Consider the following 26,889-nt stretch of genomic DNA (forward strand, 5'->3'; position numbering starts at 1 on the left):
CTGAGTTATGAGCGGTAGGCCGTTGCCTTGTCGGGCGGTTACGCTTGAACCTTGTTCTGCGACCTGCCGCGCCCGGTTGCTTTCATCGCTGTGCTTGCGGTGCAGCAAAATGAGTATCCTGTTGCCCGAGAGGCACCCGATGAGTGGCGCACTGGAAGGCGTGAACCATGCCGTGAGCGTTATCAACATTTGATCCAAGTTTGGGAAATGCCATTTTGGATGAGTCAGCGTTGGAACTTACGAAGCCGCGTGTTTCGTTGTTGCGGGCAAGTACCTCATGCACGCGTGTCATGCGTGTCGGAACTATGCTTGCGATGACTATGCTTTGGTCAGGTCTTGCAAGCGCAGAACCGCAGTCCACTCTACGCCTTGCATTGCCTGGCGGAGCAGCAGTGCTCTATAGCAATGCTGCGAACCCTCAAGATCCATTGCCCCGTCGGGTCTGGAAGAAAGCGGTTTTCTCGTTTCCGAATGGAGCGACGTTCGGCCTGCTACCACGAGCAGGTGAGTCGAGCACCGGTGGCGGAACGCAGATGGAGCCTCCTAACAAATGGAATATCGCTCCTTCCGGTCAATATGTAATCGTTATGCGAAACGACCAGGGAACAGTGTTCACGGGGCAAGGGCAACCGGAAGCGGTACTGAACCGGGAGTACTGTTCCATGATTGAGATAAAGACAGGCTGCATTACGGCCGAGCAAACCGGAGAGATTTGCGGAGCAGGATGGCAACCGAATCAAGGTGCCCAGTGGGGTACAGATTCCCAAACTTCGATGATGCTCACGCGAGATCGTCCCTCGGCAAGCAGTAAGTTGACCTCCATCAACGCAGGACAGCCCCCACACTTGCTGATGCGCGATGCTTCGGGGGCCGACAATCTCTTGCGGTGTGACCCACTTTCCTCGGCCAATCGCGAGTCCTATCGGAAAATCGCAGCGGCTCTAAAGGCGGACGGGGCCCGCTTCGATGCGCAACTGGTGGATACGGCGCTTTCGAAAGGCTCTGCCACGTCTGGAGGTACGCCGGTAGAGCAAGGAGTGGGTGTTGAAGGCCCGACCGCTGCGGTGTCGGTCGCAAAAGCGACTCTGTTCACAGCCCCAGACGACACGACCGCAAGTCGAGCCTACCTCGTCCAGAATGATGTCGTAACTGTACTGAAGCAGTCTCCGACTGGGTGGGCTTACGTGGACTACGTGAACGCATCGGGTAAACATCTGCTTCGTTGGATCAAAGTCGATCAGATCTCGATCAAGCAATGATGCAAGTTGCCAAGCCCCACTCGTTAGTTTTGTCGGGCCTGAATAGCTCGCTCTAACAACGACATCTGCCTCAGTCCGCTCGAAGGAGCCGCATGTCGAGCGGACCTATATACCCTTTGGCCACTCCCCCTCAAATCCCCATTTCTGAGATGCCAGCCCAACTACACTGGTCATGAAGCCTTGCTTCTCGCCATCGGAAGTTGAACGCAGCTCCCTCCGCACCGATGGTCGAAAAATCCGTCTTGCCCAACAAGACACAGCGAGAGGGGAGAAAGAAGGGGAAACCCAAGGCAACAAAGAAGCGCGGGCCGCATGGGCGCCAACCCATACGACCCGCTGACCACCAGCAACTCACACCAGGAGTTGAAAATGGCTGACGCCAATAGTAAGACACGTCGCAGGAAGAACAAACCCGTCAACATGCAAAAGACGTTTGAACTGGTCCTGCGCAACTACCCGGATCTTCCCAAGCGTGGCTGGCCGTACCTGCCTTGGATGAAGGCGATCGATATCAATTTCAAGATCTTCGGATTCAAGCCGGGCGATCGCGTGTACCTCGACGTCAACGACGCCACCCGGCAGATCACGATCACGCCGGACAACGCCCAGCTGGCGCTGCGAGAGCAGCCGTACCACGATCCTGATCGGGGACCGTCGCCGCTATAACACCTGCAAGGGCTGCTTGATGCGGCTCTAGCGAGTGGAATGCAGGCGTTTCCAGAACGCGATTGACCGCCGGGGCGATACCGCCCTGGCCATTGCCTCGAACGCCGCGACTCACATCCACATCCACCGTCAACAAGTGTCACGACCACCAGGACCGTGAGGCCAAAACACGCTTGCCGAAATCGCGCTGTCCACTGTCCGCATTCATGCGAAGATTACCCACATCTCAAAAATTCCGAGACCGCCGTGACCCGATCGACCCCCGAGGGCAGCCCGGAAGCGACCGCCCACTCACCCTGGATGCCTGTCGCCCTGGCCGAACTCGGCATCCGCCGTCACCCGCCGGGCAGCATCAACCCGCGGATCGTCGAGTACAACAACCAGACGAACCTGGTCGGCTACGACGACAAAATTTCCTGGTGCTCGTCCTTCGTGAACTGGTGCATGACACACGCCGGATTCCGCGGCACCGGCTCCGCACTCGCACGCTCATGGCTCGAATGGGGCCGCCCGTTGGAGCGCCCGGTCTACGGCTGCATCGCGATCCTGACCCGTGACGACCCGACAAGCTGGAAAGGGCACGTCGGCTTCTACCTCCGTCACGACACCGAACACGTGTACCTTTTCGGCGGCAACCAGCTGGAAGAAGTCCGCGAACTCGCATACCCGTTGAACGAAGTGATCGCCTATCGCTGGCCCTCCACCGCATGACCACGCAGCGGCAGCACACACAAAACGGCAAACGACACCTTTCCCGCCGCTGCTAATCTGTCGAACACACCGCATTGACCCACCCGGAGCCCGTCGGCGCGCGAACCCGTCGTCGCCGGCCTCCGCACCCACAAGGAGCAAGCAGTGCAAACCGGTAATCTCCGTCTCTACGCGGATGCGCAATACACGAGCCCATACGCGATGTCGGTCTTCGTCGCGCTCGAGGAAAAATCGCTGCCGTACGAACTGGTGACCGTCGATCTCGGCAACCGCGCGCATTTCGCGCCGGACTATGCGGCGACGTCGCTGACGCAACGCGTGCCGACGCTCGTGCACGACGATTTCGCGCTGTCGGAATCGTCGGCGATTACCGAGTATCTCGACGAGACATTCCCGGGCACACGGATCTACCCGGCCGAGCCGCGCCAGCGTGCGCGGGCGCGTCAGGTGCAGGCGTGGCTGCGCAGCGACCTGATGCCGATCCGCTCGGAACGGTCGACCGAAGTGCTGTTCTACGGGCCGTCGAGCGAGCCGCTGTCGAGTCTCGCACAGGCCGCCGCGCAGAAGCTGTTCGCGGCTGCCGACAAGCTGCTCGCGCCGGGCGCGGCACACCTGTTCGGCGAGTGGAGCATTGCCGATGTCGATCTGGCGGTGATGCTGAACCGTCTGGTGCTGAATGACGATCCGGTGCCGCAGCGCCTCGCCGACTATGCGCGTGCGCAGTGGGAGCGGGCGTCGGTGCAGCGCTGGGTGAAGCTGAAGCGTCCGCCGCTGTAATTCGCAGAAGCAGGGGCGTGTCGGCGGCGCGGAGGAGTGCGCAGCGCGCCGGCACGTCGTACTACCCGCAGTCCGATACACACTGAAAATCGGCATGCCAGATTGGATCGGTTTTCTTCCTTCTCGACGAATTCACCCGAACCGCCATGAGCTATCTTCCCCAACTCGCCGCAGTCGGCGGCGTGATGTTGCTGGCGTGCGTCAGCCCCGGCCCCGACCTGATCGCCGTTTCGTCCCACGCGCTCGGCAATCGCCGTGCGGGCCTTCTGGCTGCATTGGGTATTGCGTCATCGCATGCGGTCTGGGCGGCGATGGCGATTTTCGGGCTCGGGCTGATCGTCGCGAAGCTCGCGTGGCTGTATGAGGCGATTCGCATCGCCGGCGCCGCGTATCTGATTTACCTCGGTATCAAGACGCTATCGGGCCTGCGTCAGTCCGCGCAACAGGCTGAATCCGCGAGTCAGCCCGTTGTGCGCGGCGGTGTGCACGCGTATCGAAAAGGGCTGCTGGTCGGGTTGACCAATCCGAAAGCCGCAGCGTTCTTCGGCAGTCTGTTCGTCACGCTGCTGCCTGCACACGCACCGGCGTGGGTGCATGGCGCGACGCTGGCCGTGGTCGTTGCCGTCTCGTTGACGTGGTTCTGCACGGTCGCCGTGCTGTTCTCGACGAACCGCGTGCAGACGGGCTACGCGAAACTGCGCAAGCCGATCGACGCGGTAATGGGGACCATCCTGTTGGGGCTCGGCGCGAAGCTGGCGCTGGATCGGTAAGCAAGGCAGCGATCGGCTGTGCTATCGGTTCAATCGTCATTTGGCCCGCGCCAGCTACCAGCCTGATCACTGCGATCCCGTTCGGGCACGCCGTCGCAAGCGCATCGTGAGTGTCGTCGTGGCTGGCGTTGTATCGCAGGCTTCGATAGTCGAGATGAAGCCGGCAGCCCGTTTGTTGTCGGCGGTTCGAAACGGCGAGCACACGTCCGGTGTCTGCGCATGTCGACCACCGGCTCTCGAGATAAAGGCGAAACTGCTGCGGGTCGGTATGCGGGATCGGGAATGATTGGGGAATGTCTTCAATTTCACTCCCTGAGTAGCCCGGCGTTCGGAGGTACAGAGTCGGGACACTGGTGTCCCCCCTCGATGCCTCCGGATAGCACGACCACATCAGATACCGACGCCGGTTTCGCACGAAGAAGTACGGCACTTGCGTTCCCTGGACGCTGTAGAGCGCTTCGCTGAACAAGCGGCCTGCGCCCCTGATAACTCCCATCCCGGTTGCCGCCGAGTCTGGCGATGTCGCTGTGCGATCGGATTCGCCCGCCTTTCGAGCCGTGTCTCGTTCGCAAGGCCGGCCTCGTCGAGCGTGCAACCGGCAAGATAGCCCGGTGCTCAGACGGAAAACTTCTCGTCGTCGGACAGGCGGCGCAGGTCGTGTCGCGGGCGACGTCACGAGTGCGAATCGAAAGGAAATCACAAGCCGGGCGCATGGGTGAAAGCCCGCTCACGAGTGCGTAATGCAGATTTACAAAGTCTGAGCGATGCAGCGTCAACAGTGGGTCGGGACGGGACGTTCACTACTGCAGCAACAATCCCTTTCACGACAAGACGGAAAAACTGCACTCATGAAACTCAAATCCATTCCCGTGATTCTGTGCGCCGCTTTGATGGCGAATGCCGCATTTGCCGATGAGCTTCACAACAAGGCGATGGCCGCCACGCACGATCTTCAGCGGTCCATCGAGGAAATGCACATCATCCAGCAGGAACACGGCGGCGAGTTCGGCGGCCACATGGCGCGTGCGGAGCAACTGGCTCGGCAAGCCGAGCAGGAGCGTGCCGCTGCGCTCGAGTACTACCGCGCACGGCATCCGGGCTGGCAGTAACCGCTGGCTGCAACGCCCGACCACGACGTTAGGATGATCCATGATGAAATCGAAAACCTGTTACACCCTGGTCGCGTCACTGCTGCTGGGCGCATCGCTGTCCGGCTGCGTGGTGGCCCCGGCTGAACCGCCGGCTGTCGCCCCCGCTGGCGTCGTCTACGTTGCGCCGGTCGGCGTGATGCCGGCTCCCGGCTATTCGTGGCGCTATCACCCGCACTACGGGTGGGGATGGTGGCATCCGCACTACGGCTGGCATCGAGGCTGGCGCTGACGTGTGACGGCGCGCGGGACGTCCCGCGCATCGATCGCGGATGCGAGAGCAAGGCACGGGGAAGGCCCCTTTGCCTTGCTGTCCGGCATGCCCGATGGCGCATTTCCGCGATGGGGGAGTTGCGGGCACATTCGTGCGAAGATTGGCGCGGTGCGTGCGCGATCGCGCTCGCCGGCCCCATTCCTCTTCGCGCCATCAAATCAACATGGACCGCTTCGAAAGCATGTCGGTGTTCGTCGAGATCGTCGATGCCGGCAGTCTGACCACCGCGGCCGAGCGGCTCGGCCTGTCGCCGAGCATGGTCGGCAAGCACCTGAACGCGCTCGAGGCGCGTCTTGGTGTGAAGCTGCTGCATCGCACGACGCGGCGCCACCATCTGACCGAGGCCGGCGCGCTTTACCTGGAGCGCTGTCGCGACATCCTCGACCGGGTCGAGACGGCAGACGACGCCGCGTCGGCGCTTGGAGGCGATCCAGCCGGCCACCTGCGCATCGCTGCACCGATCTCGTTCGGGGTGACGCAACTCGCACCAGCCGTTGCCGTCTTTCTCGCGCAGTATCCGCGTGTCGATATCGAGCTTGTGCTGACCGATGCGGCAGTCGATCCGGTCGGCGATGGCATTGATCTCGCGTTTCGCATCGGGCCGTTGGCCGATTCGTCGCTCGTCGCGCGGTCGTTGCCGTCGTACTACCGGATGGTCGTCTGCGCGTCGCCGACGTATTTGTCCCGCCACGGCACGCCTGCTACACCGCAGGATCTGCTGAATCACGATTGCCTCGGCCATACGCGATGGGGGCCGCGTTATCGCTGGCGATTCGACGGGCCCGACGGGCCGATCGAAGTGCCGGTCACGTACCGGCTGCGCGTGGACAGCGGCCCTGCGCTACGCGAGGCCGCGCTGGCCGGCGGCGGCGTGATCCTGCAGCCGTTCGGCCTGGTCAAGGACGATCTCGATGCCGGCCGCCTGCGCGTGCTGCTGGCCGAGTACGAATCGGGCGGCCGCGATTTTTACCTGCTCTACGCACGCGATACCGGTGCACCCGCCAAACTTCGGGCGTTCATTGCGTTCGCGCTCGATCATTTTGGGGTTCCGGAGTCGGCGTCTTGAGGCTGTCGGCGTCCGGCGAGGCGGCGAACACGTCGGCCACGACGCCCAGCGCGTTGTTCACGGCGGCACCACCCGCATAGAACATCGTCTGCAGGATCGTCTCGATGATCTGCTCACGCGTCGCGCCCGCGACCAGTGCAGCTTCGACGTGCGCGCGCAACTGCGGCAGCGCGTATCCGAGCGTCACGCAGCTGGCGATCACGACCAGCTCGCGTGTCGCGAGGTCGAGCCCGGGCCGGTCCAGCACGCCGGCGAACGCCCATTGCATCGTCATCGTCAGGAAATCCGGGCAGAGCGTTTCGCGCGACTCGGCGAGATCCTTGCCGCTATGCGCGCCGTGCAGGCGCTCGAACAACGCGAGACCGCGTGCATAGGTGTCGTCTCGGGGAAGAAGGGGCTGCGTCATCGTTGACCTCGTCGGGAAGTGCCGAAATGCCGGCGGACAGACGCAGTGTGGGGGGAGGCGGCGCGTTGAAAAACACCTGTCTGGTTGGATCATTTCCCACTGGGAGTGGCGAATTGGCCATCCGCCTGGAGTCGCGTTGCGAGCGGTGCCCGGGGCCGGTCAGGCGTTTCGTGTTCAACACAGATGATGCTTCCAACGAGGCGGTATGCGTCACAAACCGGCAGATCTGCCGGCGAAGTCCGCAAAGTTGCTTGAGCGATTCGGCAGCGGTCTGACGCTGCCTTGATTTCGCGTACAGCAGGAATTTGCTAATTTCCCATTTGTACGGAGGGTTGGATGTCAGAAAAGTCAGTGCCGAAACGGCAATGCACGGACGAATTCAAGGTCGAGACTGCCACGCTCGCCGAATCCGTCGGCCAGCACGAAGCTGCATGGCTCGGGCTACGTGCGCGCGACATCGTGGGCTTCCCATTCACTCAACTCACGGCGAACCTGTCGCCGGCGATCTTCCTGCTGTGGACCTGCGCGCGCACGCTCACCCATGCCATAGTCAGGCGTGAGCTTCGGGCCGCGCGAGCAAACTGGATCGGTTTCCCATGAATGAACGACTTCGCCTCAATCTGTCCGCCCTGCGGGCCCTCGAGACCGCCGAACGATGCCGGAGTTTCACGTTGGCCGCGAACGAACTGAGCCTGACGCATAGCGCCATCAGTCACCAGATTAGGCAGGTCGAGACCTTGCTCAATTTGTCCCTGTTCACGCGCAAGCAGGCGCAGATGATTCCAACGCCGACCTGCACGCGTCTCGCAGAGCGGGTGCGCAAGGGTTTGGCCGATATCGAGTTCGCGTTGCTGGAGGCCACGCACGCGGAGCAGCAGCAGCGACTGGTGCTCAAGCTGAGCGTGATGGCCGACTTCGCGACCGTCTGGCTCATTCCTGCACTCGACTTGTTTTACGACGAACATCCGAATCTCGACTTGTCGATTGCTGTCCGTCACACGCTGGAAGTGCCGGACGGTCACGAGTCGGATATCGGTATCTGGCACAAGAGTATCGAGCGTAACGGCTTCCAGTCGCGCAAGCTGTTCGACGATTCGGTGATCGCCGTATGCACGCCAGAATTTCGCGACAGGCAGATCGCCTTGAAAGGCTGGGATCTCGACCAAGGACCGCTGCTACGATTTTCCGGTCGATCGTGGCAGGAGTTTTTTCATGCTGCAGGTATCACCGACGCCAACCCGAAGTACGGCCCTATGTTCGACGATGCGGCATCGTTGCTCCATGCCGCACTCGCTGGACAAGGCATTGCGATGCTGAGGGAGCGGTTGATAAGGGCATATTTGCGCGATGGAAAACTGGTGCAGGTTGGATCTACCCGAATACCCTCCAACCTCGCCTACTATTTCTGTTGGCGTGAGGACAACCCCAAACAGGCGGCCATCCTTCAGTTCGCGGCATGGTTGGAGGGGATGGTGGCGCGCATGAACTGAATCACGCGGGCCACGCGCGAGCACCTCGTCAGCGATGGGCGCGCGCGCTCGCGTCGTAGAAGCGAATATCTTCGCCTTCGCGCAGGTCGAGCACCTCGCAGCCGGTATCGGTGACTGCCACCACATGCTCCCAATAGACGGCCAGCGACTTGTCGGCGGTTTGGGCGGCCCGCGTCACGTTGTTCAAACGGATGCCTTCCCCCGATCCGGCACAGATGAACGGTTCGACCGTGATGACCATGCCCTTCTCGAGCACCCTTCCTTCATTGACGGACGACTCGTAGTAGGGGATCAGCCAGCCATCCGCGTGGACTTGCCCAGTCGAATGGCCCGTCCCGCTGGGCACGCGCAGCATGGAGAAGCCGAAGGATTCGACATAGGCCTGAACGCGCCGTGCGATGTCCTGGAGTTTTGCGCCAGGGCGAACCAGGCTGATGCCAAGACACATGGCCTGATACCCGACGGACATCAGCAGGCGCGCCTCGGAGCTGGTCTCTTCGCCAACGATCCACATACGTTGCGTATCGCCGCACCATCCGTTCTTCTTGATGCTGACATCCACCCCGAACAAATCCCCCTTCTTCAGTGGCAGGTCGTTCGGCTCGCCACTGAAGGCGTTCTCGTTGTGGGCGATCGAAATACAGGCGTACTGGCTCGAGTCGTACCCGGAGAGGTCTTCCCGGTCGATTTCCGCGTGGTACTTGTTGACGATCAGGTCGTAGGCGATGTCGTTGATCTGACGCGAAGTCACGCCGGGCTGAATGTGCGGGGTGAGATCCTGCAGAACCTGTGCCGCGATGCGCCCGGCCACCCGCAGCATCGCGATCTCTTCGGGCGTCTTGATGGAAATCTTGTTGTAGTCGACGTTTTGCATCATGTTTCACCGAGTATGTTGAGGTTGAAAGCATGCCGCGATACTGGAGAGCGCAATTCCGGTGGCCGGTATCTGACCGAGACATCCAGAACGGATGCAATGGCTTCTCGTGCCGCAGCTTCGTGTCAATGCAGTACCGATTGCACTGTGTGAACCGAGTATGTTGCGGGCGGCACCATGAGTCCAACGACGAATATTCACGTTAGATGTGAACGGAATTTGACGCGAAACTGCTCAAGCCGATCGATGCGGCGATGGGGCCGATCCTGCTGGGGCTCGGCGCGAAGCTGGCGCTGGATCGGTAACTCGGGTTGGAGGTCGTGCTTCAGTATCGAACGTAAGCAACATACGGCTTCGTGACAATGCGCAGCAATATGCTTCAACGACAAAGCCGGCCTTGTGCCGGCTTTGCTGGTGTGTGCCGCCGCCGGCATTGGCCGGGCGATCCTTCCGAAGTAGGATCGGCATTACTTTGACGTTATGCGTGGGAGCGAGGATCGATGAAAAAAGTTGGTTTCGTTGCGATCGCCATGGCGATTTCCTGTCAAGGAAGGGCCGCTGCGCCGAACGAAGATCTGGTTAAAAGCTGCCTTCTTGCGCAGTCCGTCGCGCCAACAGTTGCGATCGAGGCCATCAATACGCATGAAGTTCTGCAGGAGGACAACTACGCAGGCGGCTTCGACGCAAGCTATCTCGTCAAACATGAAGGCACCGACGTCGGCTACGCGGAACGGAAGTCGACACCGGCATTGATCTACGCTGGAAAACTCTATCGGTTGTCCGCGGCCAGGCCCGTTGGAAAGAACGGCGGAATCAAGCCGGCCGCATTCAATCCGTCGCTCGCGGAGTGGAGCATCGCAAGAGAAGGCCGTCAGCGCTATCTCTGCGTGAGCTTTGATTTCGACGGGTTGGGGCGAAGCGGGTCGTTTCAGAACGTTCACGGCGGGTACCTCCTGAACGCACAAACCAAAGACTTGTACTTTGCTGCCCGTGACGTCAGGAAGTGAATCATCCTATCTCCACGACGAACACATCGTGCAGGGGTAGCGAAATCATTCGACGACCGACTAACCCTGCACAACCCGGCGCTCAATTCTCCGCCACAGCCTCCACTTCCGGCCCACCCGCCGTCTCATTCCTGCTCCACCCACCCCCAAGCGACCGATACAACGCCACCGCCGCCAGCGCATGCTCGCGCTTGACCTGATTGAGCGAATCCGAATCCCGCAGATACACCTCCTGCGCCGACAGCACATCCAGAAAATCCGTCGCGCCGCCCTTGTAGAGCTGATTCGCCAACCCAAGCGCCTTGTCCGACGCAGAAAGCGCGCTACCCAGCTTCCGCGCAGCCTCATCCGAACTGACGAGATTCGCTCGCGAGTCTTCGACTTCCCGCAACGCTTGCAGCATCGTCTGCCGTAACCCGAGTTCCGACTCGCGCATCCGGCTTTCGCTCTGCGAGATATCGGCGGTAATCCGCCCTGCGTTGAAGATCGGGCTCGTCGCACTCAACGCCGCGCTGAACAGGTTATCGGTCAACGTCGGCAACCCGAGATACGAAGCCGCGAGAATCCCGTCCGTCAGATTCAACGAAAACTTCGGATACCGTTCGGCCTTAGCCACGCCCACTTGCGCCGCACGCCGTTCGACCTGCGCATAGGCCGTCAGCACATCCGGCCGCCGCAACAACGCCTGCGAAGGCAGCGTTCCCGGCGCACCAACCGGCGGCGCGGGAATCTCACCGGCCTGCGCCAGCAACAGCCGATCGATCGATTCCGGCGTGCGCCCCGAATACACGGCAATCAGATTGAGCTGATGCGAGATCTGCGCCTGCGTCGGCGGAATCCGCGCCTCGAGCGCATCGAGCTGGTTCTGCGCACGTGTGACGTCAAGCTCGGTCGACAGCCCGAACGCCTGCCGCTTGCGCGTGAGTTCGAGCGCATGCTGCCGGATCTTCGCGTTGTCCTGCAGGATCTTCAATTCCTGCTGCGCCCAGCGCAGATCGACATACGCGGATGCTGCATCGGCCGCGAGTGCGAGCCGCATCGCATCTTCCGCATGCTTTTGCCCGACGAGTTCCGCCTGAGCGGCAAGCAAATCGAGCCGTTCGCCGCCGAACACATCGGGCGACCAGCTCAACGCGAGCCCCGCGCCAGCCTGCCGCACATACCCGAGCGGCGGCGGCGTATTCTGCCGCGCGTCGGCCGCATGCGCAGTCGCATCGAGTTCGGGCAGCAGCACCGCGCGTTTCTGCACGGTCAGCGCCTGCGCCTGCTTCACGCGTTCGGCCGCTGCCTGCAGATCGAGGTTGCCGTCGAGCACGGTCGCGATCAGCTTGTCGAGCACGGGGTCGTGGAATTGCGCCCACCATGCGACGGCGTCGATGTCCGCGCGCGGCACGTCGGTATCCCATGCAGTAGGCGCGAGCGTCCGAACGGATTCGTCCAGCGCCGGATGCTGCGCGGGCTGCACTGCACACCCTGCGGCGAACGCGCTGACAGCCAGCGCGAGAAATAGCTTTTTCATGATGATGATCCCTTGGCCTCAGTGCGCGTCCGGCGGCGGCGCGTTCAACGTAATGGGTTTGGAAAACGCGACGGCAAGCAGCGCGACGACGAAACACAGCGACAGTGCGTAGTACGCATCGGCATAAGTGAGCGTGAGCGCTTCGCGATAGATCAGCCGATGCAGGTTCGCGAGCCCGGCCTGCGCGGTATTCAGCGTATTGCCAGCAACAGAGCCCCAGTACGCAGCTTGCCGATCGAGCAGCGACGCGATCTGCGGTTCCCCGGCGCTCACGTGCTCGTTCAAGCGCAGGTAGTGAAAATTCAGCCGGTCGTTGAGCATCGTCGCGCTCACCGCGATGCCGATCGCACCGCCGAGGTTACGCATCAGATTGAACAACCCGCTCGCCGATTTCAGCCGCGACTGCGGCAGCGAGCCGAGCGCCATCGTCACGATCGGCGGCACGCTGAATTGCTGGCCGATGCCGCGCAACGCCTGCGGCAGCAGCAGTTCCTGCCAGCCCCAGTCGTGCGTGATCGGCGTGTACAGGTAGCAGCCGAGGCCGAAACAGATCAGCCCGAACACGAGCAGCGCCCGCATGCTGAAGTAACGCGCGGCGAACGCATACGCACAGAGCGCGAGCAACTGGAACGCGCCGACCGACAGCAGCGCCATGCCAATTTGCAGCGAGCTGAACGCACGCACCTGCGCGAGAAACAGCGGCGTGAGAAACACGGTCACGAAGATCCCGATGCCGGTCACGAACGACAGCAGGCTGCCGATTCCGAAGTTGCGCACGGCGAGGGCACGCAGGTCGACGATCGGATCGTCGGCGGTCAACGCATGCACGAGGAACAGGAAGCCGCAGATGCCGGAGATCCACGCGCAGATGACGATGGCATCGTCGCCGAACCAGTTCTTGCGCGGGCCTTCTTCGAGCACGTATTCGAGGCAGCCGAGGAAGCCCGACATCAGCGCGATGCCGAGATAGTCGCCGCGCTTGATGAGGCTGAGATCGGGCTCGTCGATATGCACGTAACGCGGCACGAGCGCAGCCACCGCGATGCCCGGCACGAGGTTCAGGTAGAACAGCCAGTGCCACGACCATTGATCGGTGATCCAGCCGCCGATCACGGGCCCGATCGCCGGCGCGAGCGACGCGAGCGCGCCGATGGTCGTCGACGCGATCAGCCGCTGCTTGCCCGGAAACAGCACGAACGCGGTGGTGAACACGGTCGGGATCATCGCGGCGCCGAGTGCGCCCTGCAGCCCGCGAAACAGGATCATCGAGTTGATGTCCCACGCGAGCCCGCACAGCATGCTGGTGATCGTGAAGCCGACGGCCGACGCGACGAACAGCCAGCGCGTCGACATCACCTTCGACAGCCAGCCCGACATCGGGATCACGATGATCTCGGCGATCAGGTAGGCGGTCTGCACCCACGACAACTCGTCCTGGCTCGCGGAAAGCCCGCCGCCGATGTCGCGCAGCGACGATGCGACGATCTGGATGTCGAGCGTCGCCATGAAGAAGCCGACGCACATCAGCGCGAACGCGAACACGCGCTGTCTGGTCGGTTGCGACGCGGGGTCGCCGGAAAACGCGGTGGTCATCGTCGTCTCCCGCTCAGTTCGCGTGGTCGGTATGCACGGTCACGACCGCCGACAGGCCGGGGCGCAGCACGTGTTCGATACCGGGTTGCGGATCGAGATGCACGCGCACGGGCACGCGCTGGACGATCTTCGTGAAGTTGCCGGTCGCGTTCTCGGGCGGCAGCACGCTGAAGGTCGCGCCGGTCGCGGGCGCGACGCTGTCGACGCGGCCGTGCAGCCGCGTGCTCGACGCGTCGAGTGCGACGTCGACGCGATCGCCCGCGCGCATCTTGCGCAACTGGTCTTCCTTGAAGTTCGCGTCGATCCACAGCCCGGAGGCCGGCACGACCGTCAGCAGCGGCACGCCGACGTTCGCGAGCATCCCGACGCGGCCCGTGCGGTTGCCGACGTAACCGTCGACCGGCGAGCGGATCGTCGTGTATTCGACGTTGAGCGCCGCGACGCGCTGCGCGGCGAGCGCGGTGTTCACGCGGGCCTGTGCATCGGCGAGCTGCGCACCGAGCACGTCGAGCTGTCGCTTCGATGCGAGCAGTGCGGCGTCGCTGCGTTCGACGGCCGCACCGGCTTTCGAGTAATCGGCGTCCGCGCGCTCGACGATCTGGTTCGACACGGCGTCGGATTTGACGAGTTCGCGGTAGCGCACGCGGTCCGACGCGGCGCGCGTGAGTTCGGCCGACGATGCGTTCTTGTCGGCCGCATGCTGGCCGATCACCGCGAATTGCAGTTGCTGCTTCGCTTCGAGTTCGGTCACGGCGGAGCGCGCGCTGTCGACTTCGGCGGTTGCCTGGGCGAGCTTCGCGTCGTAGTCGCGCGCATCGAGCTGCACGAGCACGTCGCCGGCTTTCACGCGCTGGTTGTCGGTCACGAGAATCCTGTCGACGAAGCCGTTGACCTTCGGCGCGAGCACCGTCACGTCGCCGCCGACATACGCATCGTCGGTGCTCTCCTGGAAGCGCAGCACGAACAGCCAGTCGAGCACGGCCGCGGCCACGACGACGACGGTGACGCCTACCGCGATGCGCATCCACGGCACGCGGCGTTGCTGCTTCGCGGGCCGCTCGGTTGTGGCTGCTTCGCGCGATGCGGCAGCGGCTTGGGTCGTTTCCATCGATTCACCTATGTATATGCACTTATCAAAACGATCGGCGACGTCGCGTCGATCGGGGAAGGGGCTAGCGTTCCGGCAGGTTGTGCGTGATCCGGAACAGTTCGTCTCTGAGGCGGGCCGCCTGCGTCGGCCCGAAGCGCCGCTCGAACGCTTCCTGCGCGGCGAGCCAGTGCACGTGCGCGTCGGCGACCTTCGTTTCGCCGTGCGCGGTCAGCGCGAAGGTCTGGCGGCGGTGCGGCGGTTCGATCCGGCCCATCACCAGCGCCGCGCCGACGAGCGGCTTGAGCGCGCGCAGCAGCGCGGTGCGTTCGATCACCAGTACGCTCGACAGTGCCGCCATCGTCAGGCCCGGCCGGTCGCGCAGCAGCGCGAGAATGCTGTACTGCGACGGCGTCACGCCCGCCTGCGACAGATAGCGCTCGTAGAACTGCGAGATCCGGCGGGCGGCTTGCCGGACCGCAAAGCAATCGTCGTCGGTGAGGGTGATCTTGTGCATGTGCACATGTTAGGGCGCAGGCAGCCGCGAATCGATGGGCGGGGCAGGATCAGATTGGTGTCGTGGCTGTACCAATCGCCATCAGGCGGCCGCAGGGACGATCCAGCCTTCGCGGTCGCAATAGGCGGCCGTGTAGTCGATGAAGGCTTTCACTTTCGCGGGGAGCAGCACGCGGTTCGCGTAGGCGAGCTTGATTTCGACGAACGCGTCGACGAGGTCGGCATCCGCCAGCAACTGCACGAGCGCGCCCGACGCGAGTTCGGCCTGGACGAGCGCTTTCGGGACGACGCCGATGCCGAAGTCGTGCATCACCATTTCGCGGTTGAAGACGGGGCTGTTCGACGAGATGTCGAAGCGGAACGGCACGGTGAGCAGGTCGCCGTCGACGCGGAACGACAGCGCGGGCCGGCGCAGCGACGGCGACAGCGGCACGAACGCATGATCCGCGAGGTCGGCCGGCGTTTCGGGGCGCGCATGTTCGCGCAGGTACGCGGGCGTCGCGACGATCACGACCGGAATGCGATCGACCAGCCGCACGACGGTCGATTCGCTCGTCAGCATGTACGGCACGACGATGCCGATGTCGTAGCCTTCGCCGACGAGATCGACCGGGCGCTCGGTGAGCGTGACGTCGAGGCGCACCTTCGGATGCGCGCTCTTGAAGCCGGCGATCAGCGGCACGAGCCGGTTCAGCGCGGCCGTCGTATGCGCGACGAGGCGCAGCAGGCCTTCGGGTTCGCGGGTGTGCGTCTGCGCTTCGACTTCGAGCGCATCGAGTTCGTCGAGCACGGCCGCGCAGCGTTCGTAGATGCGCTCGGCCGTTTCGGTCAGCGACACCTGGCGCGTGGTCCGGTGCAGCAGCCGGCTGCCGAAGCGCGCCTCCAGATCGGCGACCGCGCGCGACACGACGGGCCGCGCGAGGCCGTGCATGTCGGCGGCGCGCGTGAAGCTGCGCATCTCCACCACCGACCGGAAAATCCGCAGCTTGTCGATGTAGTCCATGTCCGTCTCCTTGACGCGCGGGCCGGCCGCCGGCCTCGGGTTACGGCGGAGTGTACATTGACTTTATGCATATGCACATATAAATTGCCGAACATGAACGACACCTCGATTGCCCAAGCGTGCCACTGCCTCGCGCTGCGTCAGGCGGCGCGCTTCGTCACGCAACTGTACGAACGCCATCTGGCCCCGGTCGGCGTCACGCCCGCGCAGTTCTCGATCATGGCGAACCTGACGTACCGGCCTGGCCTGTTGATGAGCGAACTCGCCGACAAGCTCGTGATGGACCGCACGACGCTGCTGCGCGCGCTGAAGCCGCTGCAGCGCGACGGTTTCGTCGAGACGGCCGCGTCCGAACACGATGCGCGTGCGCATGCGCTGCACCTGACGCAGCTCGGCGAGCGCACGTTCGCGCAAGCGAAGGTCGCGTGGCAGGCGGCGCAGAACGAATTCGAGACGCAGTTCGGCAGCGAGCGTGCGAAGGCGTTGCGCGGCGAGCTGTTCAACCTGACCGCTGAACGCTAGACGAACTGGAGCCGAATTCGAGCCATTGGCCATCGTGGTGGTCTCTCGTAACGGGAATTGGTCTTTAAACTGCCCGGATTGATGTCGATCTGGACAGTTTTTATTTCCAGTTGTAGAGTCCTCTGACGGATTTCACGGGCCGGCGCCGCCGCCCGAGTCACGAGGAGCAATCGATGCTGCAGTTGAGTGACCGCGACGACGCGATGTTGCGCGGGGATTTCGGCGATGGCGTCGCGCGCGCGATGCGAATCGTCGCGCGTACGGCGCAGGTGATGTCCGCGCCGCACCTGATCGACATTACGTCTGCCCATATCGACGGCTGTCTGTACCACGGCCAGACGAGCCTCGACTTCGTCGAGTATTTCGTCGACACCGGCGCGAAGGTCGCGGTGCCGACCACGCTGAACGTCGGGTCGCTCGACCTGATCCATCCCGAGCTGTACCACGGTGATCGCACGATCCAGCGCGATGCGCAGCGCCTGATGGACGCGCATCTGCAACTCGGCTGCGAATCGAGCTTCACGTGCGCGCCGTATCAACTGAAGAACCGTCCCGCGAAGGGCGAGCAGATCGCGTGGGCGGAATCGAATGCGATCGTGTTCGCGAACTCGGTGCTCGGCGCGCGCACGAGCCGGTACGGCGATTTTCTCGATCTGGCCGCCGCGATCACCGGGCGCGCACCGTATGCGGGGCTGCATGTCGAAGCGAACCGCGCGGCGCGGATCGTATTCAACGCGCCGGATTTCACCCGCCTGCCGTCGCGCGACATTTACTTCGCCGCGCTCGGCTTGGCTGTCGGCAAGATCGCGGGCGCGGTCGTGCCGGCGATCGTCGGGCTGCCGGCGGACACCACCGAAGACGAACTCAAGGCGCTCGGCGCGGCCGCCGCATCGAGCGGCGCCGTCGCGCTGTTCCATGCAGTGGGCGTGACGCCCGAGGCGCCGACGCTCGGCGCCGCGTTGCACGGGCAATCGGCGCAACGCACGGTCGACGTCACGATGGCCGATCTCGACGAGATTCGCCGCACGCTGAACCACGGCGCGGCGGGCGACGCACTCGTCGCGGTGGCGCTCGGCACGCCGCATTTCTCGCTCGCCGAATTCCGCACGCTCGACACGTTGCTCGACGCGTTCGACGGCAAGCCGGCCTGCGATTTCTACGTGAACACGAGCCGCTTCATCCTGTGGGAACTGGAGGAAGCCGGCCTCGCTGGCAAGTTCGCCGCGCGCGGCATCCAGATCGTCGTCGACACCTGCACGTACATCACGCCGGTGATGAAGCAACTGTCGGGGCTGGTGATGACCAACTCGGGGAAATGGGCGTCGTATGCGCCCGCGAACATCGGCGTGACGGTGGCATACGGCAGCATGCGCGAATGCGTGCGGTCGGCGTACGAAGGAAAGGTGCGATTCGATGACTGAAGCGACGGGCAAGCAATTGACGGGCGACACGCTCGTGCCGGGCAGCGCATGCGCACGCCCGTTCGTGCTCGACAAGCCGCTCAGCTTCTGGGGCGGCTACGACTCGGGCGCGGGCAGGATCGTCGATCGTGGCCATCCGCAGGCCGGGGCGAGCCTCGCCGGCAAGGTGATGGTGATGCCGCATGCGAAGGGCTCGAGTTCGAGCAGCAGCGTGCTCGCGGAAGCCGTGCGCAACGGCACGGGGCCGGTCGGGATCGTGCTGAAGGAACGCGACCTGATCATCTCGATCGGCGCGATCGTGGCCGCCGAGCTGTATGCGATCGCGGTGCCGGTGGTGTGCGTGAGCGACGACGTGTACGACGCGATCGTCGCCGCGACGGGCGATGTGCGGATCGAGGCGGGTGAGGGGGAGGGCGGCGCGCGGATTACCGTTGGTGGCTGATGAATCGCATGCGAGTGTTCCGCTTTACTCGCGTGCCGCATCCGCAGCCGCTTCCCGGTACGCACTCGGTGTCTGCCCGGCCCAGCGCCGGAACGCGCGCGTGAAATTCGCCGGGTCGGTGAACTGCAAGCGCTCGGCGATCGTCTTCAAGTCCAGATCCGACGCGGCGAGCAACTGCTTCGCGTCGCGAAACCGTGCTTCGTCGAGCAACTGCCGATAGCTCGACCCGGCTTCCTCCAGCCGGCGCCGCAGCGTGCGCGTCGATACGAGCAAGGCATCGGCGAGCATTTCCGGCCCCGGGTATTCGCCTGCCGCGCGCGCCAGCTCCGCGCGCACGCGTTCGACGAGATCCCCTTCCTCCTGGCGCACCTGCGCATATTCGCGCTCGACCTGCACGAGTGCCTGCCGGTGCGCGACTTCGTCGGCGAGCGGCAGCGGCCAGTCGAGCACGTCGCGCGCGATCCACAGCGCGTTCGCCGTGCAGCCGAATTCGACCGGCGGCAACTGTTCGCGATAGCGCGCGAAATACGCAGGCTCCGGCCACGCGAACTGCAGCTTGATCGGCGGCGACGCGCGCCCGGCCCATTGCGAGATGTTCTGCGCGAGCCCCGTCAGCACGAATTCGAACATCACATGATGCTGCAGCACGGGGCTTGCCTGCACGCCGTGCAGTTCGAGCGTCGCGCCGCGTTCGTCTTCCGCATAGGTCAGCCGGTACTGGCGATTGCGCATCCGGAAGTAGCGCTGCGTGACCGACAGCGCTTCGCGGATGTCCCGCGCGGTCAGCGTCGCGTAGCCGAGAAAGCCGTGCACGGTCGGTTTCAACAGCAGCCCAAACGCGAGCCCGATGCCCGGATCGCCGCCGATCTCGATCGCATTGAGCACGAGCCGCCCCCATTGCGACGGCGCGACGCGTGCGTCCGGTTCGGCCAGCACCGCGTCGCGCAAGCCGGTGCCGGCGCGCACGGCGGCCAGGTCGACACCGCGTGCGCCCAGCGCCTGCAGCAGCAGGCGCGTATAGGCAACCGGAATCGTCGGCCGGCGCAGCCCGAGGCGGTCTTTGGCGAGAAGGGAGGTCATGTCATTTTGGCCGGAAATGACAAGCATTATGGCTGTTTGCCCCCTCACGCTCAAGGCGGCGCGCGCCTACGATGGCAGGCATCGACTCTGGGCTGATTCATCATGACAACCTCCTTTCCCCACCTGCTCGCGCCGCTCGATCTCGGTTTCACGACGCTGAAGAACCGCGTGCTGATGGGCTCGATGCACACGGGCCTCGAAGACAGCCGCAAGACGCTGCCGCGCCTCGCCGAATATTTCGCCGAGCGCGCGCGTGGCGGCGTCGGCCTGATCGTGACGGGCGGCTTCGCGCCGAACGTGGCCGGCTGGACCAAGCCGTTCGGCGGCACGCTGATGACGTCGGCCGCCGCGCGCCGGCATCGCGAGATCACGGACGCCGTGCATGCGGAGGACGGCAAGATCGCGCTGCAGATCCTGCATACGGGCCGCTATGGTTATCACCCGTTCGCGGTCGCGCCGTCGAAGATCAAGTCGCCGATCTCGCCGTTCGCGCCGCATGAGCTGAGCGCGCGCGGCGTCGAGCGGCAGATCCGCGCGTTCGTGCGTTGCGCGAAGCTCGCGCGCGAAGCCGGTTACGACGGCGTCGAGATCATGGGCTCCGAGGGCTACCTGATCAACCAGTTCATCTCGATGCATACGAACAAGCGCACCGACCAGTGGGGCGGCTCGTACGAGAACCGCATCCGTCTGCCGATCGAGATCATCGAGCGCACGCGCGAAGCGGTCGGCCGCGATTTCATCCTGATCTACCGGCTGTCGATGCTCGATCTGATTCCGGACGGCAGCGACTGGAACGAAACCGTGCAGCTCGCGAAGGCCGTCGAGCGCGCGGGCGCGACGATCATCAACACGGGGATCGGCTGGCATGAGGCGCGTGTGCCGACGATCGCGACGTCGGTGCCGCGCGGTGCGTTCGCGTGGGTGACGAAGAAGATGAAGGGCGAGGTCGGCATTCCGCTCGTGACGACCAACCGGATCAACCGGCCGGAAGTGGCCGAGCAGATTCTCGCGGATGGCTGCGCGGACATGGTGTCGATGGCGCGCCCGCTGCTCGCGGATGCCGAATTCGTCGTCAAGGCCGCGCAAGGCCGCGCCGACGAGATCAACACCTGCATCGGCTGCAACCAGGCGTGTCTCGATCACGCGTTCAAGAACAAGATCGCGTCGTGCCTGCTGAATCCGCGCGCGTGCCACGAGACGGAGCTGAAATACACGCCCGTGCAGCAGCCGAAACGCATCGCGGTGGTCGGCGCGGGGCCGGCCGGGCTCGCATGCTCGACCGTGCTCGCGCAGCGTGGCCATCACGTCGACCTGTTCGACGGCGCAGCGGAGATCGGCGGCCAGTTCAACATGGCGAAGCAGGTGCCGGGCAAGGAAGAGTTTCATGAAGCGCTGAGCTACTTCGGCCGCCAGGTCGAGCTGACCGGCGTGAACCTGCACCTGAACCGCCGCGTCGATGCGAGCGACCTGATCGCGGGCGGTTACGACGAGATCGTGCTCGCAACGGGCGTCGCGCCGCGCGATCCGAAGATTCCGGGGCAGGACGGGCCGAACGTGCTCAGCTATATCGACGTGCTCGCGGGCAAGCAGCCGGTCGGACGGCGGGTCGCGGTGGTCGGCGCGGGCGGGATCGGCTTCGATGTCGCCGAATATCTGGTGCAGGACGGCGAATCGCCGGCGCTCGATCTGGAAGAATGGAAGGCCGAGTGGGGCGTGACCGACCCGGCCGTGACGCGCGGCGGCGTGACGCGTGCGCAGGTCTCGGCGCCCGCGCGTGAAGTGACGCTGCTGCAGCGCAAGGCCGCGCCGCTCGGCAAGGGGCTCGGCAAGACGACCGGCTGGATTCACCGCGCGACGCTGAAGATGAAGCAGGTGAAGATGGTCGGTGGCGTGAACTACGAGCGGATCGACGCGCGCGGGCTGCACGTGTCGTACGGCGAGCAGCGCACCGACCACGAGCTGATCGAAGCCGACACGATCGTGCTCTGCACGGGGCAGGAGCCGCAGCGCGCATTGCTCGCGCCGCTGCAGGCGGCCGGGCGCTCGGTGCATCTGATCGGCGGCGCGGAACTGGCCGCCGAACTCGATGCGAAGCGCGCGATCGATCAGGGCTCACGGCTGGCGGCAAGGCTGTAACGGGCGGCGGCTTTGACGGTCGCCTGGACGGACGTCGCGCGGCGGAGAGCCGCCTGCGCGACGGTTTGCGGCGGCCGTCCGGTGCGCCGATTTGCTGACGCAGGGCCGCCATGAACGGCAGCGCCGACCGCGTCACCACGCAACGTGGCGGCGCGGCTCCGGCAGATCGTGACCGCGAACGGTCATAACGCGTCAGGCCGCTTCGGCCCGTTCTTCCTCTTCCGCGTCGAGCATCGCCTTGACGATCAGGTAGATGGCCGGCAGGTCGTCATCGTCGCGGCGCCAGTCGACCGGTTCCTCGACGTCCGCGGCGACCAGCCGGCTGTCGCGCAGCCGGATGAACGCGTCGACGACGGCCGGATCGTTGCGGTTCAGGAAACCGGCATTCGAGAATGCCAGCTCTTCGACGTTCAGCAGCGCCTGCCAGCTCATCGTGCGGACGGCCGCAGGATGGGTGCGGCGCCGCAGGCCGAGCGCACGTTGCGCGGGGCCGCCCGCGACACGCTGCAAATCGACGACCGCCCGCTGCGCGGCGCGCTCGAAGTGGACGGGATTGAAGCCGGGTTGCTCGGGATCGAATGCGGATGCCTGGAACATGGTCGCCTCACAAAAGTCCGTTCGTCTGTGGATGACGGAATTCGGGTCAAATGGTGCAAAAGCACTGTAAATATATACAGTGTTTGGCGGGGTTTCAAGCCCCGAATGAAGGATTTCGTGCCGCGGCGCTCGCAGCGGGCGGCCGTACCGATCCGGCGAACGGCTTACACCGCTGCCGCGATCGTCTCCCGCAGCCACCGATGCGCCGGATCGCGATGCACGCGCTCGTGCCACAGCATCGACATTTCATAGCCTGGCACCTCGACCGGCGCGTCCACCACCCGCAGCGCGGGCACGTCGCGCACCAGCCGCTCGGGCAGCATCGCGACGAGATCGGTGCTCGCAACGGCCGACATCACGAACAGGAAGTGCGGCACCGACAGCACGACGCGCCGCGCGGCGCCGACCTTCGCGAGCGCTTCGTCCGTCACGCCGAAGAAGCCGCCGCCGTCGGGCGACACGATCACGTGCTCGAGCGTGCCGAACTGCGCGAGCGTCGGGCGCCGTTTCAGCTTCGGATGCCCGGCGCGGCCGATCAGCACGTAACGCTCGACGAACAGCGGCAGGCGCCGCATGCCGGGCGGTGAACCCTCGGTTGTATGGAACGCGAGGTCGATGCCGTTTCGTTCGGCATCCTGCTCGATGCGCGGCGGCACGAGTTCGACGACGGCGAGCCGCGTACCGGGCGCGGCCGAGCGCAGCGTATTCAGCGCGGGCAGCACGATCGTCGATTCGCCGTAGTCGGTCGCGGCCACGCGCCACGTGTCCGTCGCGGTCGCGGGATCGAACGGCGTGGCCGGAATCACCGCGCGTTCGACCGCTTCGAGCGCATCGCGTAACGGCGCGCGCAACGCTTCCGCGCGCGCGGTCGGCCGCATCCCGCGGGGCCCGGGCAACAGCAGCGGATCGCCGAACACGTCGCGCAGTTTCTGCAGCTGTACGCTGACCGACGGCTGCGACATGTTCAGCTTCTCGGCCGCGCGCGTGACGTTGTGCTCGGCGAGCAGCACGTCCAGCGTGACGAGCAGGTTCAGATCGAGCCGCCTGAGATTATTCATGGCTATACCTGGAATATCAGGAATTCATTTCAAATATACCTTTGGCAGCGGCATCCTGCAGTCATTCAATCCACGGAGTGACGAACATGAAGGTGCTGATCGTGTATGCCCATCCCGAACCGCGTTCGCTGAACGGCGCGCTGCGCGACTTCGCCGTCGCGCATCTCGAAGCGGCCGGCCACGCGGTGCAGGTGACCGACCTGTATGCAATGAACTGGAAGGCGGCGTTCGATGCGAACGACGTGACCGATCGTGCGCCCGACGCGCGCTTCGATCCGTCGCTCGACTCGAAGCGCGCATTTGCGGCCGGCACGCAAAGCGACGACATCGCGCGCGAGCAGGAGAAGCTGAAGTGGGCCGACGCGGTGATCCTGCAATTCCCGCTGTGGTGGTTCTCGATGCCGGCGATCATGAAGGGCTGGTTCGAGCGTGTGTATGCGTACGGCTTCGCGTACGGTGTTGGCGAGCATTCCGATACGCACTGGGGCGATCGCTACGGCGAAGGCATGTTTGCCGGCAAGCGGGCGATGGTGGTCGTCACGACGGGCGGGTGGGAGTCGCACTACAGCCCGCGTGGCATCAACGGGCCGATCGACGACGTGCTGTTTCCGATCCAGCACGGCGTGCTGTATTACCCGGGGTTCGACGTGCTGCCGCCGTTCGTGATCTACCGGACGGGCAAGATGAACGAAGCGCGCTTCGCCGAAACGCGCGCGGCGCTCGGCCGGCGGCTCGACGATCTGTGGACCACGCAGCCGATTCCGTTCCGGCAGCAGAACACCGGCGACTACGAGATTCCCGCGCTGACGCTGAAGGACGGGATCGCGCCGGGGAAGGTGGGGTTTGCGGCGCATCTGACCGCGTGACGGTTGCCGCGCACGCCGATGCCGTACGGCACGGGCAACCGCCGCCAAACGCAAAACGACCCGCGCAGCCTGCGAGACATCGCGGGCCGCCCGGATCGTGCAGCTCGCGGCCGTCGGTCACGGCCGCGCTTCACCGCTGCTTACCGGTCGTCGTCGCGAATCGACGACGGATGCCGGCACAGCGCCCGCACTTCCATCTCCATGTACGGAAACAGCGGCAGCTGGCTCAGCAGGTCATGCAGTTGCTGCACGCTCTCGACGTCGAAGATGCTGACGTTCGCATATTGCCCGGCGATCCGCCACAGATGGCGCCAGACGCCTTCGTTCATCAACCGCTGGCACATCGCCTTTTCTTCCGCCTTCAGCGTGGCCGCCTTGACCGGATCCATGTCCGCCGGCAGGCGAACGGTCATTTCCACATGAAACAGCATCCTGCACTCCTTGAGTTGTCGATTCGTCGAACGGGAAGGGCGCTCAGGCCTGCGCGCGTGCCCGCTCGACTTCGCTTCCCGGTACGTCCTGCTTTTCCTTGAGCAGCGAGAAATCGAAGTCGATCAGCGCGAACTGCCCGTCGACGCCGTACGGTTTGCCTTCCGCGCCTTCGGCCTGCTTGACCGGCGGGATCAGGCCGTCGCGCGTCGCGAACGCAAAGTCGTCCCACAGATGCGGATCGCCGTCGATGTTGATCTGCGTCGTCAGCTTACGATAACCGTCCGCCGAAACGAAGAAGTGAATGTGCGCCGGGCGATGGCCATGACGGCCGAGCTGGTCGAGCAGTTGCTCGGTCTTGCTGCCCGGCGGCACGCTGTAGCCGACCGGCAGCACGCTGCGGAAGCTGTAGCGGCCGTCGGCGTCGGTGCGGATCGAGCGGCGCAGGTTGAACGCGGGCTGCGACTGGTCGAAGTACGAGTAGTTGCCCAGGTGGTTCGCGTGCCACACCTCGACGAGCGCATTCGCGATCGGTGCACCGTCCTGGCCGAGCACCTGGCCGCGCATGATCAGCGTCTGGCCCGGATCGGTGCCGTCGTCGAGACGCGCATGGCCGACCGATTCCGGTGCGCCGGCGACATACAGCGGCCCTTCGATCGTGCGCGGCGTGCCGCCCTGGATGCCGGCCTTTTCCTCGGCTTCGTCCATCCGCACGTCGAGGAAGCGCTCGAGGCCGAGGCCCGCGGCGATCAGCCCGAATTCGCGGCCGGCTTCGTTCAGGTAGTTCAGCGCCGTCCAGAATTCGCTCGGCTGCACGTCGAAGTCCTCGATCGTGTAGCAGATGTCCTGCACGATCCGGTTGACGATCGCGCGCACGCGCGGGTTGCCGGGTTTCTCTGCGGCGTCGTCGAAGGTCTTCAGCAGTGCGTCGATGGCTTGCTTGTTCATCTGTGTCTCCGGTTTCGGTTGTCGTGTGGGGATCAGCGGGCGTCGCGTCGCATCCGTTCGATGCGGGCCCAGTCGAAGGTGATGCCGAGGCCGGGCGTCGCCGGCAGATGCAGCTTGAAATCCTCGTAACGCAGCGGCTCGACGAGGATTTCCTCGGTGAGCAGCAGCGGGCCGAACAGTTCGGTGCCCCATTTCAGCGAGTCGAACGTGCTGAACAGTTGCGCGGACGCCATCGTGCCGGCCGCGCCTTCGAGCATCGTGCCGCCGTACAGCTCGATGCCGGCCGCCGCCGCGATCGACGCGACGCTCGCCGCGCCTTGCAGGCCGCCCGATTGCGCGATCTTCACCGCGAACACGTCGGCCGCGCGGTCCTGCGCGAGCGCGAATGCATCGACGGGGCCGTGCAGCGCTTCGTCCGCCATGATCGGCACCTGCGCGAGCTGCGTGAGGCGCTTGAGCCCCGCGCGGTTGGTCGCGGCGATCGGCTGCTCGACGAGGCTCACGCCGGCTTCCGCCAGTCGCGCGCCGGCCCAGATCGCATCGGTTTCGCTCCATGCCTGATTCACGTCGACCCGCACGTCGCCGCGCTCGCCGAGCGCGCGCTTGATCGCGACCACGTGTGCGACGTCGTCGGCGACTGCGTTCGAACCGATCTTCAGCTTGAACGCGCGATGGCGGCGGGCTTCGAGCATCGCTTCGGCTTCCGCGATGTCGCGCTGCGTATCGCCGCTCGCGAGCGTCCACGCAACATCGACCGCATCGACCCGGCGGCCGCCGAACAGCTCCGACAGCGGCACGCCCAGACGCTGCGCCTGCGCGTCGAACAGCGCAGTTTCGATCGCGCACTTCGCGAAACGGTTGCCCTGGAACAGCTTGCGCGCGCGCGCCAGCGCGGCGCCCGGACGCGTCGCGTCCATGCCCTGCAGCAGCGGCGCAAAGTACGTGTCGATGTTGACCTTGATGCTTTCGGGGCTCTCCTCGCCGTACGCGAGACCGCCGATGGTCGTCGCCTCGCCGACGCCTTCGATACCGTCCGTGCATCGAACACGGACCAGCACGAGGGTCTGGCAATTCATCGTCGCGACCGACAATTTGTGGGGCCTGATCGTCGGCACGTCGACGAGGATCGTCTCGATGCGTTCGATGGTGGCGGCAGTTGCTATCATGCGATTCCTCCTGTTGGTGCACATGGTAGGAATTCCCGCACCGCGTCGTCCAACACTC

The 26,889-nt window shown here is 64.5% G+C and carries 29 protein-coding genes; 16 read left to right on the plus strand and 13 right to left on the minus strand.

Features of this window, described 5'->3' with window-relative positions:
- Positions 1 to 392: 392 nt before the first annotated feature.
- The 8 genes from BLA15945_RS18490 to BLA15945_RS18525 all read left to right on the plus strand — a co-directional run bounded on the left by BLA15945_RS18490 (position 393) and on the right by BLA15945_RS18525 (position 6,671).
- Positions 393 to 1,259 (plus strand): hypothetical protein, encoded by an 867-nt coding sequence (locus tag BLA15945_RS18490; protein WP_174993093.1) that lies wholly within the window; start codon positions 393 to 395, stop codon positions 1,257 to 1,259.
- 312 nt (positions 1,260 to 1,571) lie between these two features.
- A complete protein-coding gene (locus BLA15945_RS18495; RefSeq protein WP_233464256.1) occupies positions 1,572 to 1,925 on the plus strand; it encodes a hypothetical protein in 354 nt (117 codons plus the stop codon).
- Positions 1,926 to 2,225: 300 nt separating this feature from the next.
- Positions 2,226 to 2,636, plus strand: a complete 411-nt coding sequence (locus tag BLA15945_RS18500) for a TIGR02594 family protein (RefSeq protein WP_059237421.1) — start codon at positions 2,226 to 2,228, stop codon at positions 2,634 to 2,636.
- Between the two features lie 144 nt (positions 2,637 to 2,780).
- Positions 2,781 to 3,413, plus strand: coding sequence for a glutathione transferase (gene yfcF, locus BLA15945_RS18505; protein ID WP_081051937.1), 633 nt, complete (start codon positions 2,781 to 2,783; stop codon positions 3,411 to 3,413).
- A gap of 146 nt (positions 3,414 to 3,559) precedes the next feature.
- Positions 3,560 to 4,183, plus strand: coding sequence for a LysE family transporter (locus BLA15945_RS18510; protein ID WP_174993094.1), 624 nt, complete (start codon positions 3,560 to 3,562; stop codon positions 4,181 to 4,183).
- A gap of 848 nt (positions 4,184 to 5,031) precedes the next feature.
- Positions 5,032 to 5,292: a hypothetical protein gene (locus BLA15945_RS18515; RefSeq protein ID WP_155627214.1), complete on the plus strand. Its 261-nt coding sequence runs from the start codon at positions 5,032 to 5,034 to the stop codon at positions 5,290 to 5,292.
- A 43-nt stretch (positions 5,293 to 5,335) separates the two neighbouring features.
- The gene (locus BLA15945_RS18520; RefSeq protein WP_011355943.1) at positions 5,336 to 5,563 is read left to right on the plus strand and encodes a hypothetical protein; all 228 of its coding nucleotides are present in this window, start codon (positions 5,336 to 5,338) and stop codon (positions 5,561 to 5,563) included.
- A 205-nt stretch (positions 5,564 to 5,768) separates the two neighbouring features.
- Positions 5,769 to 6,671 (plus strand): LysR family transcriptional regulator, encoded by a 903-nt coding sequence (locus BLA15945_RS18525; RefSeq protein WP_217468163.1) that lies wholly within the window; start codon positions 5,769 to 5,771, stop codon positions 6,669 to 6,671.
- Here the strand turns inward: BLA15945_RS18525 and BLA15945_RS18530 are convergent.
- Positions 6,622 to 7,077: a carboxymuconolactone decarboxylase family protein gene (locus tag BLA15945_RS18530; RefSeq protein WP_174993095.1), complete on the minus strand. Its 456-nt coding sequence runs from the start codon at positions 7,075 to 7,077 to the stop codon at positions 6,622 to 6,624. The genes BLA15945_RS18525 and BLA15945_RS18530 overlap by 50 nt on opposite strands.
- A 336-nt stretch (positions 7,078 to 7,413) precedes the next feature.
- Between BLA15945_RS18530 and BLA15945_RS18535 the strand changes: the two genes are divergently transcribed.
- Both BLA15945_RS18535 and BLA15945_RS18540 read left to right on the plus strand, forming a co-directional pair.
- The gene (locus BLA15945_RS18535) at positions 7,414 to 7,677 is read left to right on the plus strand and encodes a hypothetical protein (protein ID WP_174993058.1); all 264 of its coding nucleotides are present in this window, start codon (positions 7,414 to 7,416) and stop codon (positions 7,675 to 7,677) included.
- Positions 7,674 to 8,567 (plus strand): LysR substrate-binding domain-containing protein, encoded by an 894-nt coding sequence (locus tag BLA15945_RS18540; protein WP_174993096.1) that lies wholly within the window; start codon positions 7,674 to 7,676, stop codon positions 8,565 to 8,567. The genes BLA15945_RS18535 and BLA15945_RS18540 overlap by 4 nt, the downstream gene beginning before the upstream one ends.
- A gap of 28 nt (positions 8,568 to 8,595) precedes the next feature.
- On the opposite strand, the gene BLA15945_RS18545 is transcribed toward BLA15945_RS18540, so the two are convergent.
- Entirely contained in the window at positions 8,596 to 9,441 is an 846-nt protein-coding gene (locus BLA15945_RS18545; protein WP_174993097.1) for a M24 family metallopeptidase, read from the minus strand.
- A 500-nt stretch (positions 9,442 to 9,941) separates the two neighbouring features.
- Between BLA15945_RS18545 and BLA15945_RS18550 the strand changes: the two genes are divergently transcribed.
- Positions 9,942 to 10,448, plus strand: a complete 507-nt coding sequence (locus BLA15945_RS18550) for a hypothetical protein (RefSeq protein ID WP_174993098.1) — start codon at positions 9,942 to 9,944, stop codon at positions 10,446 to 10,448.
- Positions 10,449 to 10,530: 82 nt separating this feature from the next.
- Here the strand turns inward: BLA15945_RS18550 and BLA15945_RS18555 are convergent, their stop codons facing one another.
- From BLA15945_RS18555 to BLA15945_RS18575, 5 genes are all read right to left on the minus strand, one after another.
- Positions 10,531 to 11,967, minus strand: coding sequence for an efflux transporter outer membrane subunit (locus BLA15945_RS18555; protein WP_174993099.1), 1,437 nt, complete (start codon positions 11,965 to 11,967; stop codon positions 10,531 to 10,533).
- 18 nt (positions 11,968 to 11,985) lie between these two features.
- Complete coding sequence (locus BLA15945_RS18560; RefSeq protein ID WP_059237412.1) at positions 11,986 to 13,560, minus strand: DHA2 family efflux MFS transporter permease subunit; 1,575 nt, start codon at positions 13,558 to 13,560, stop codon at positions 11,986 to 11,988.
- A 13-nt stretch (positions 13,561 to 13,573) separates the two neighbouring features.
- Positions 13,574 to 14,668: an HlyD family secretion protein gene (locus BLA15945_RS18565; protein ID WP_059237411.1), complete on the minus strand. Its 1,095-nt coding sequence runs from the start codon at positions 14,666 to 14,668 to the stop codon at positions 13,574 to 13,576.
- Positions 14,669 to 14,732: 64 nt separating this feature from the next.
- Positions 14,733 to 15,164, minus strand: coding sequence for a MarR family winged helix-turn-helix transcriptional regulator (locus BLA15945_RS18570; RefSeq protein WP_059237410.1), 432 nt, complete (start codon positions 15,162 to 15,164; stop codon positions 14,733 to 14,735).
- Between the two features lie 81 nt (positions 15,165 to 15,245).
- Positions 15,246 to 16,166, minus strand: a complete 921-nt coding sequence (locus tag BLA15945_RS18575; protein WP_059237409.1) for a LysR family transcriptional regulator — start codon at positions 16,164 to 16,166, stop codon at positions 15,246 to 15,248.
- 93 nt (positions 16,167 to 16,259) lie between these two features.
- Between BLA15945_RS18575 and BLA15945_RS18580 the strand changes: the two genes are divergently transcribed.
- The 3 genes from BLA15945_RS18580 (at position 16,260) to BLA15945_RS18590 (ending at position 18,551) form a co-directional block, all read left to right on the plus strand.
- On the plus strand, positions 16,260 to 16,688 hold the full coding sequence (locus BLA15945_RS18580; RefSeq protein ID WP_059237408.1) for a MarR family winged helix-turn-helix transcriptional regulator: 429 nt from the start codon (positions 16,260 to 16,262) through the stop codon (positions 16,686 to 16,688).
- Between the two features lie 173 nt (positions 16,689 to 16,861).
- The gene (locus tag BLA15945_RS18585; RefSeq protein ID WP_174993100.1) at positions 16,862 to 18,109 is read left to right on the plus strand and encodes an aconitase X; all 1,248 of its coding nucleotides are present in this window, start codon (positions 16,862 to 16,864) and stop codon (positions 18,107 to 18,109) included.
- Positions 18,102 to 18,551, plus strand: coding sequence for an aconitase X swivel domain-containing protein (locus tag BLA15945_RS18590; RefSeq protein ID WP_059237406.1), 450 nt, complete (start codon positions 18,102 to 18,104; stop codon positions 18,549 to 18,551). Before BLA15945_RS18585 ends, BLA15945_RS18590 begins: the two co-directional genes overlap by 8 nt.
- A 24-nt stretch (positions 18,552 to 18,575) precedes the next feature.
- On the opposite strand, the gene BLA15945_RS18595 is transcribed toward BLA15945_RS18590, so the two are convergent.
- The gene (locus BLA15945_RS18595) at positions 18,576 to 19,658 is read right to left on the minus strand and encodes an AraC family transcriptional regulator (protein WP_174993101.1); all 1,083 of its coding nucleotides are present in this window, start codon (positions 19,656 to 19,658) and stop codon (positions 18,576 to 18,578) included.
- 75 nt (positions 19,659 to 19,733) lie between these two features.
- On the opposite strand from BLA15945_RS18595, the gene BLA15945_RS18600 reads away from it, so the two are divergent.
- Positions 19,734 to 21,767 carry an NADPH-dependent 2,4-dienoyl-CoA reductase gene (locus BLA15945_RS18600; RefSeq protein ID WP_174993102.1) on the plus strand — a complete coding sequence of 678 codons (2,034 nt, stop codon included), beginning with the start codon at positions 19,734 to 19,736 and terminating at the stop codon, positions 21,765 to 21,767.
- A gap of 192 nt (positions 21,768 to 21,959) precedes the next feature.
- Here the strand turns inward: BLA15945_RS18600 and BLA15945_RS18605 are convergent, their stop codons facing one another.
- A complete protein-coding gene (locus tag BLA15945_RS18605) occupies positions 21,960 to 22,364 on the minus strand; it encodes a DUF2471 family protein (protein ID WP_059237403.1) in 405 nt (134 codons plus the stop codon).
- 164 nt (positions 22,365 to 22,528) lie between these two features.
- The gene (locus BLA15945_RS18610; protein ID WP_059237402.1) at positions 22,529 to 23,422 is read right to left on the minus strand and encodes a LysR family transcriptional regulator; all 894 of its coding nucleotides are present in this window, start codon (positions 23,420 to 23,422) and stop codon (positions 22,529 to 22,531) included.
- Positions 23,423 to 23,508: 86 nt separating this feature from the next.
- Between BLA15945_RS18610 and BLA15945_RS18615 the strand changes: the two genes are divergently transcribed.
- Positions 23,509 to 24,288 (plus strand): NAD(P)H-dependent oxidoreductase, encoded by a 780-nt coding sequence (locus BLA15945_RS18615; RefSeq protein WP_174993103.1) that lies wholly within the window; start codon positions 23,509 to 23,511, stop codon positions 24,286 to 24,288.
- 140 nt (positions 24,289 to 24,428) lie between these two features.
- Here BLA15945_RS18615 and catC read toward each other — a convergent pair whose 3' ends face one another.
- From catC to BLA15945_RS18630, 3 genes are read right to left on the minus strand one after another with little or no spacing between them, the layout of a single operon-like run.
- The gene (gene catC / locus BLA15945_RS18620) at positions 24,429 to 24,719 is read right to left on the minus strand and encodes a muconolactone Delta-isomerase (protein ID WP_059237400.1); all 291 of its coding nucleotides are present in this window, start codon (positions 24,717 to 24,719) and stop codon (positions 24,429 to 24,431) included.
- Between the two features lie 43 nt (positions 24,720 to 24,762).
- The gene (gene catA, locus BLA15945_RS18625; RefSeq protein WP_059237399.1) at positions 24,763 to 25,665 is read right to left on the minus strand and encodes a catechol 1,2-dioxygenase; all 903 of its coding nucleotides are present in this window, start codon (positions 25,663 to 25,665) and stop codon (positions 24,763 to 24,765) included.
- Between the two features lie 32 nt (positions 25,666 to 25,697).
- Complete coding sequence (locus BLA15945_RS18630; protein WP_059237398.1) at positions 25,698 to 26,831, minus strand: muconate/chloromuconate family cycloisomerase; 1,134 nt, start codon at positions 26,829 to 26,831, stop codon at positions 25,698 to 25,700.
- Positions 26,832 to 26,889 lie beyond the last annotated feature (58 nt).

This window comes from Burkholderia arboris (assembly GCF_902499125.1).
In the GTDB taxonomy this organism is placed as follows: domain Bacteria; phylum Pseudomonadota; class Gammaproteobacteria; order Burkholderiales; family Burkholderiaceae; genus Burkholderia; species Burkholderia arboris.

Bases quoted from the DNA above. Each gene is read 5' to 3' on its own strand.
- BLA15945_RS18495 (WP_233464256.1), top strand. From the start codon at position 1,572: ATGGGCGCCAACCCATACGACCCGCTGACCACCAGCAACTCACACCAG.
- BLA15945_RS18500 (WP_059237421.1), top strand. From the start codon at position 2,226: ATGCCTGTCGCCCTGGCCGAACTCGGCATCCGCCGTCACCCGCCGGGC.
- BLA15945_RS18510 (WP_174993094.1), top strand. From the start codon at position 3,560: ATGAGCTATCTTCCCCAACTCGCCGCAGTCGGCGGCGTGATGTTGCTG.
- BLA15945_RS18515 (WP_155627214.1), top strand. From the start codon at position 5,032: ATGAAACTCAAATCCATTCCCGTGATTCTGTGCGCCGCTTTGATGGCG.
- BLA15945_RS18520 (WP_011355943.1), top strand. From the start codon at position 5,336: ATGAAATCGAAAACCTGTTACACCCTGGTCGCGTCACTGCTGCTGGGC.
- BLA15945_RS18525 (WP_217468163.1), top strand. From the start codon at position 5,769: ATGGACCGCTTCGAAAGCATGTCGGTGTTCGTCGAGATCGTCGATGCC.
- BLA15945_RS18530 (WP_174993095.1), bottom strand. From the start codon at position 7,077: ATGACGCAGCCCCTTCTTCCCCGAGACGACACCTATGCACGCGGTCTC.
- BLA15945_RS18535 (WP_174993058.1), top strand. From the start codon at position 7,414: ATGTCAGAAAAGTCAGTGCCGAAACGGCAATGCACGGACGAATTCAAG.
- BLA15945_RS18540 (WP_174993096.1), top strand. From the start codon at position 7,674: ATGAATGAACGACTTCGCCTCAATCTGTCCGCCCTGCGGGCCCTCGAG.
- BLA15945_RS18545 (WP_174993097.1), bottom strand. From the start codon at position 9,441: ATGCAAAACGTCGACTACAACAAGATTTCCATCAAGACGCCCGAAGAG.
- BLA15945_RS18550 (WP_174993098.1), top strand. From the start codon at position 9,942: ATGAAAAAAGTTGGTTTCGTTGCGATCGCCATGGCGATTTCCTGTCAA.
- BLA15945_RS18555 (WP_174993099.1), bottom strand. From the start codon at position 11,967: ATGAAAAAGCTATTTCTCGCGCTGGCTGTCAGCGCGTTCGCCGCAGGG.
- BLA15945_RS18560 (WP_059237412.1), bottom strand. From the start codon at position 13,560: ATGACCACCGCGTTTTCCGGCGACCCCGCGTCGCAACCGACCAGACAG.
- BLA15945_RS18565 (WP_059237411.1), bottom strand. From the start codon at position 14,668: ATGGAAACGACCCAAGCCGCTGCCGCATCGCGCGAAGCAGCCACAACC.
- BLA15945_RS18570 (WP_059237410.1), bottom strand. From the start codon at position 15,164: ATGCACAAGATCACCCTCACCGACGACGATTGCTTTGCGGTCCGGCAA.
- BLA15945_RS18575 (WP_059237409.1), bottom strand. From the start codon at position 16,166: ATGGACTACATCGACAAGCTGCGGATTTTCCGGTCGGTGGTGGAGATG.
- BLA15945_RS18580 (WP_059237408.1), top strand. From the start codon at position 16,260: ATGAACGACACCTCGATTGCCCAAGCGTGCCACTGCCTCGCGCTGCGT.
- BLA15945_RS18585 (WP_174993100.1), top strand. From the start codon at position 16,862: ATGCTGCAGTTGAGTGACCGCGACGACGCGATGTTGCGCGGGGATTTC.
- BLA15945_RS18590 (WP_059237406.1), top strand. From the start codon at position 18,102: ATGACTGAAGCGACGGGCAAGCAATTGACGGGCGACACGCTCGTGCCG.
- BLA15945_RS18595 (WP_174993101.1), bottom strand. From the start codon at position 19,658: ATGCTTGTCATTTCCGGCCAAAATGACATGACCTCCCTTCTCGCCAAA.
- BLA15945_RS18600 (WP_174993102.1), top strand. From the start codon at position 19,734: ATGACAACCTCCTTTCCCCACCTGCTCGCGCCGCTCGATCTCGGTTTC.
- BLA15945_RS18605 (WP_059237403.1), bottom strand. From the start codon at position 22,364: ATGTTCCAGGCATCCGCATTCGATCCCGAGCAACCCGGCTTCAATCCC.
- BLA15945_RS18610 (WP_059237402.1), bottom strand. From the start codon at position 23,422: ATGAATAATCTCAGGCGGCTCGATCTGAACCTGCTCGTCACGCTGGAC.
- BLA15945_RS18615 (WP_174993103.1), top strand. From the start codon at position 23,509: ATGAAGGTGCTGATCGTGTATGCCCATCCCGAACCGCGTTCGCTGAAC.
- catC (WP_059237400.1), bottom strand. From the start codon at position 24,719: ATGCTGTTTCATGTGGAAATGACCGTTCGCCTGCCGGCGGACATGGAT.
- catA (WP_059237399.1), bottom strand. From the start codon at position 25,665: ATGAACAAGCAAGCCATCGACGCACTGCTGAAGACCTTCGACGACGCC.
- BLA15945_RS18630 (WP_059237398.1), bottom strand. From the start codon at position 26,831: ATGATAGCAACTGCCGCCACCATCGAACGCATCGAGACGATCCTCGTC.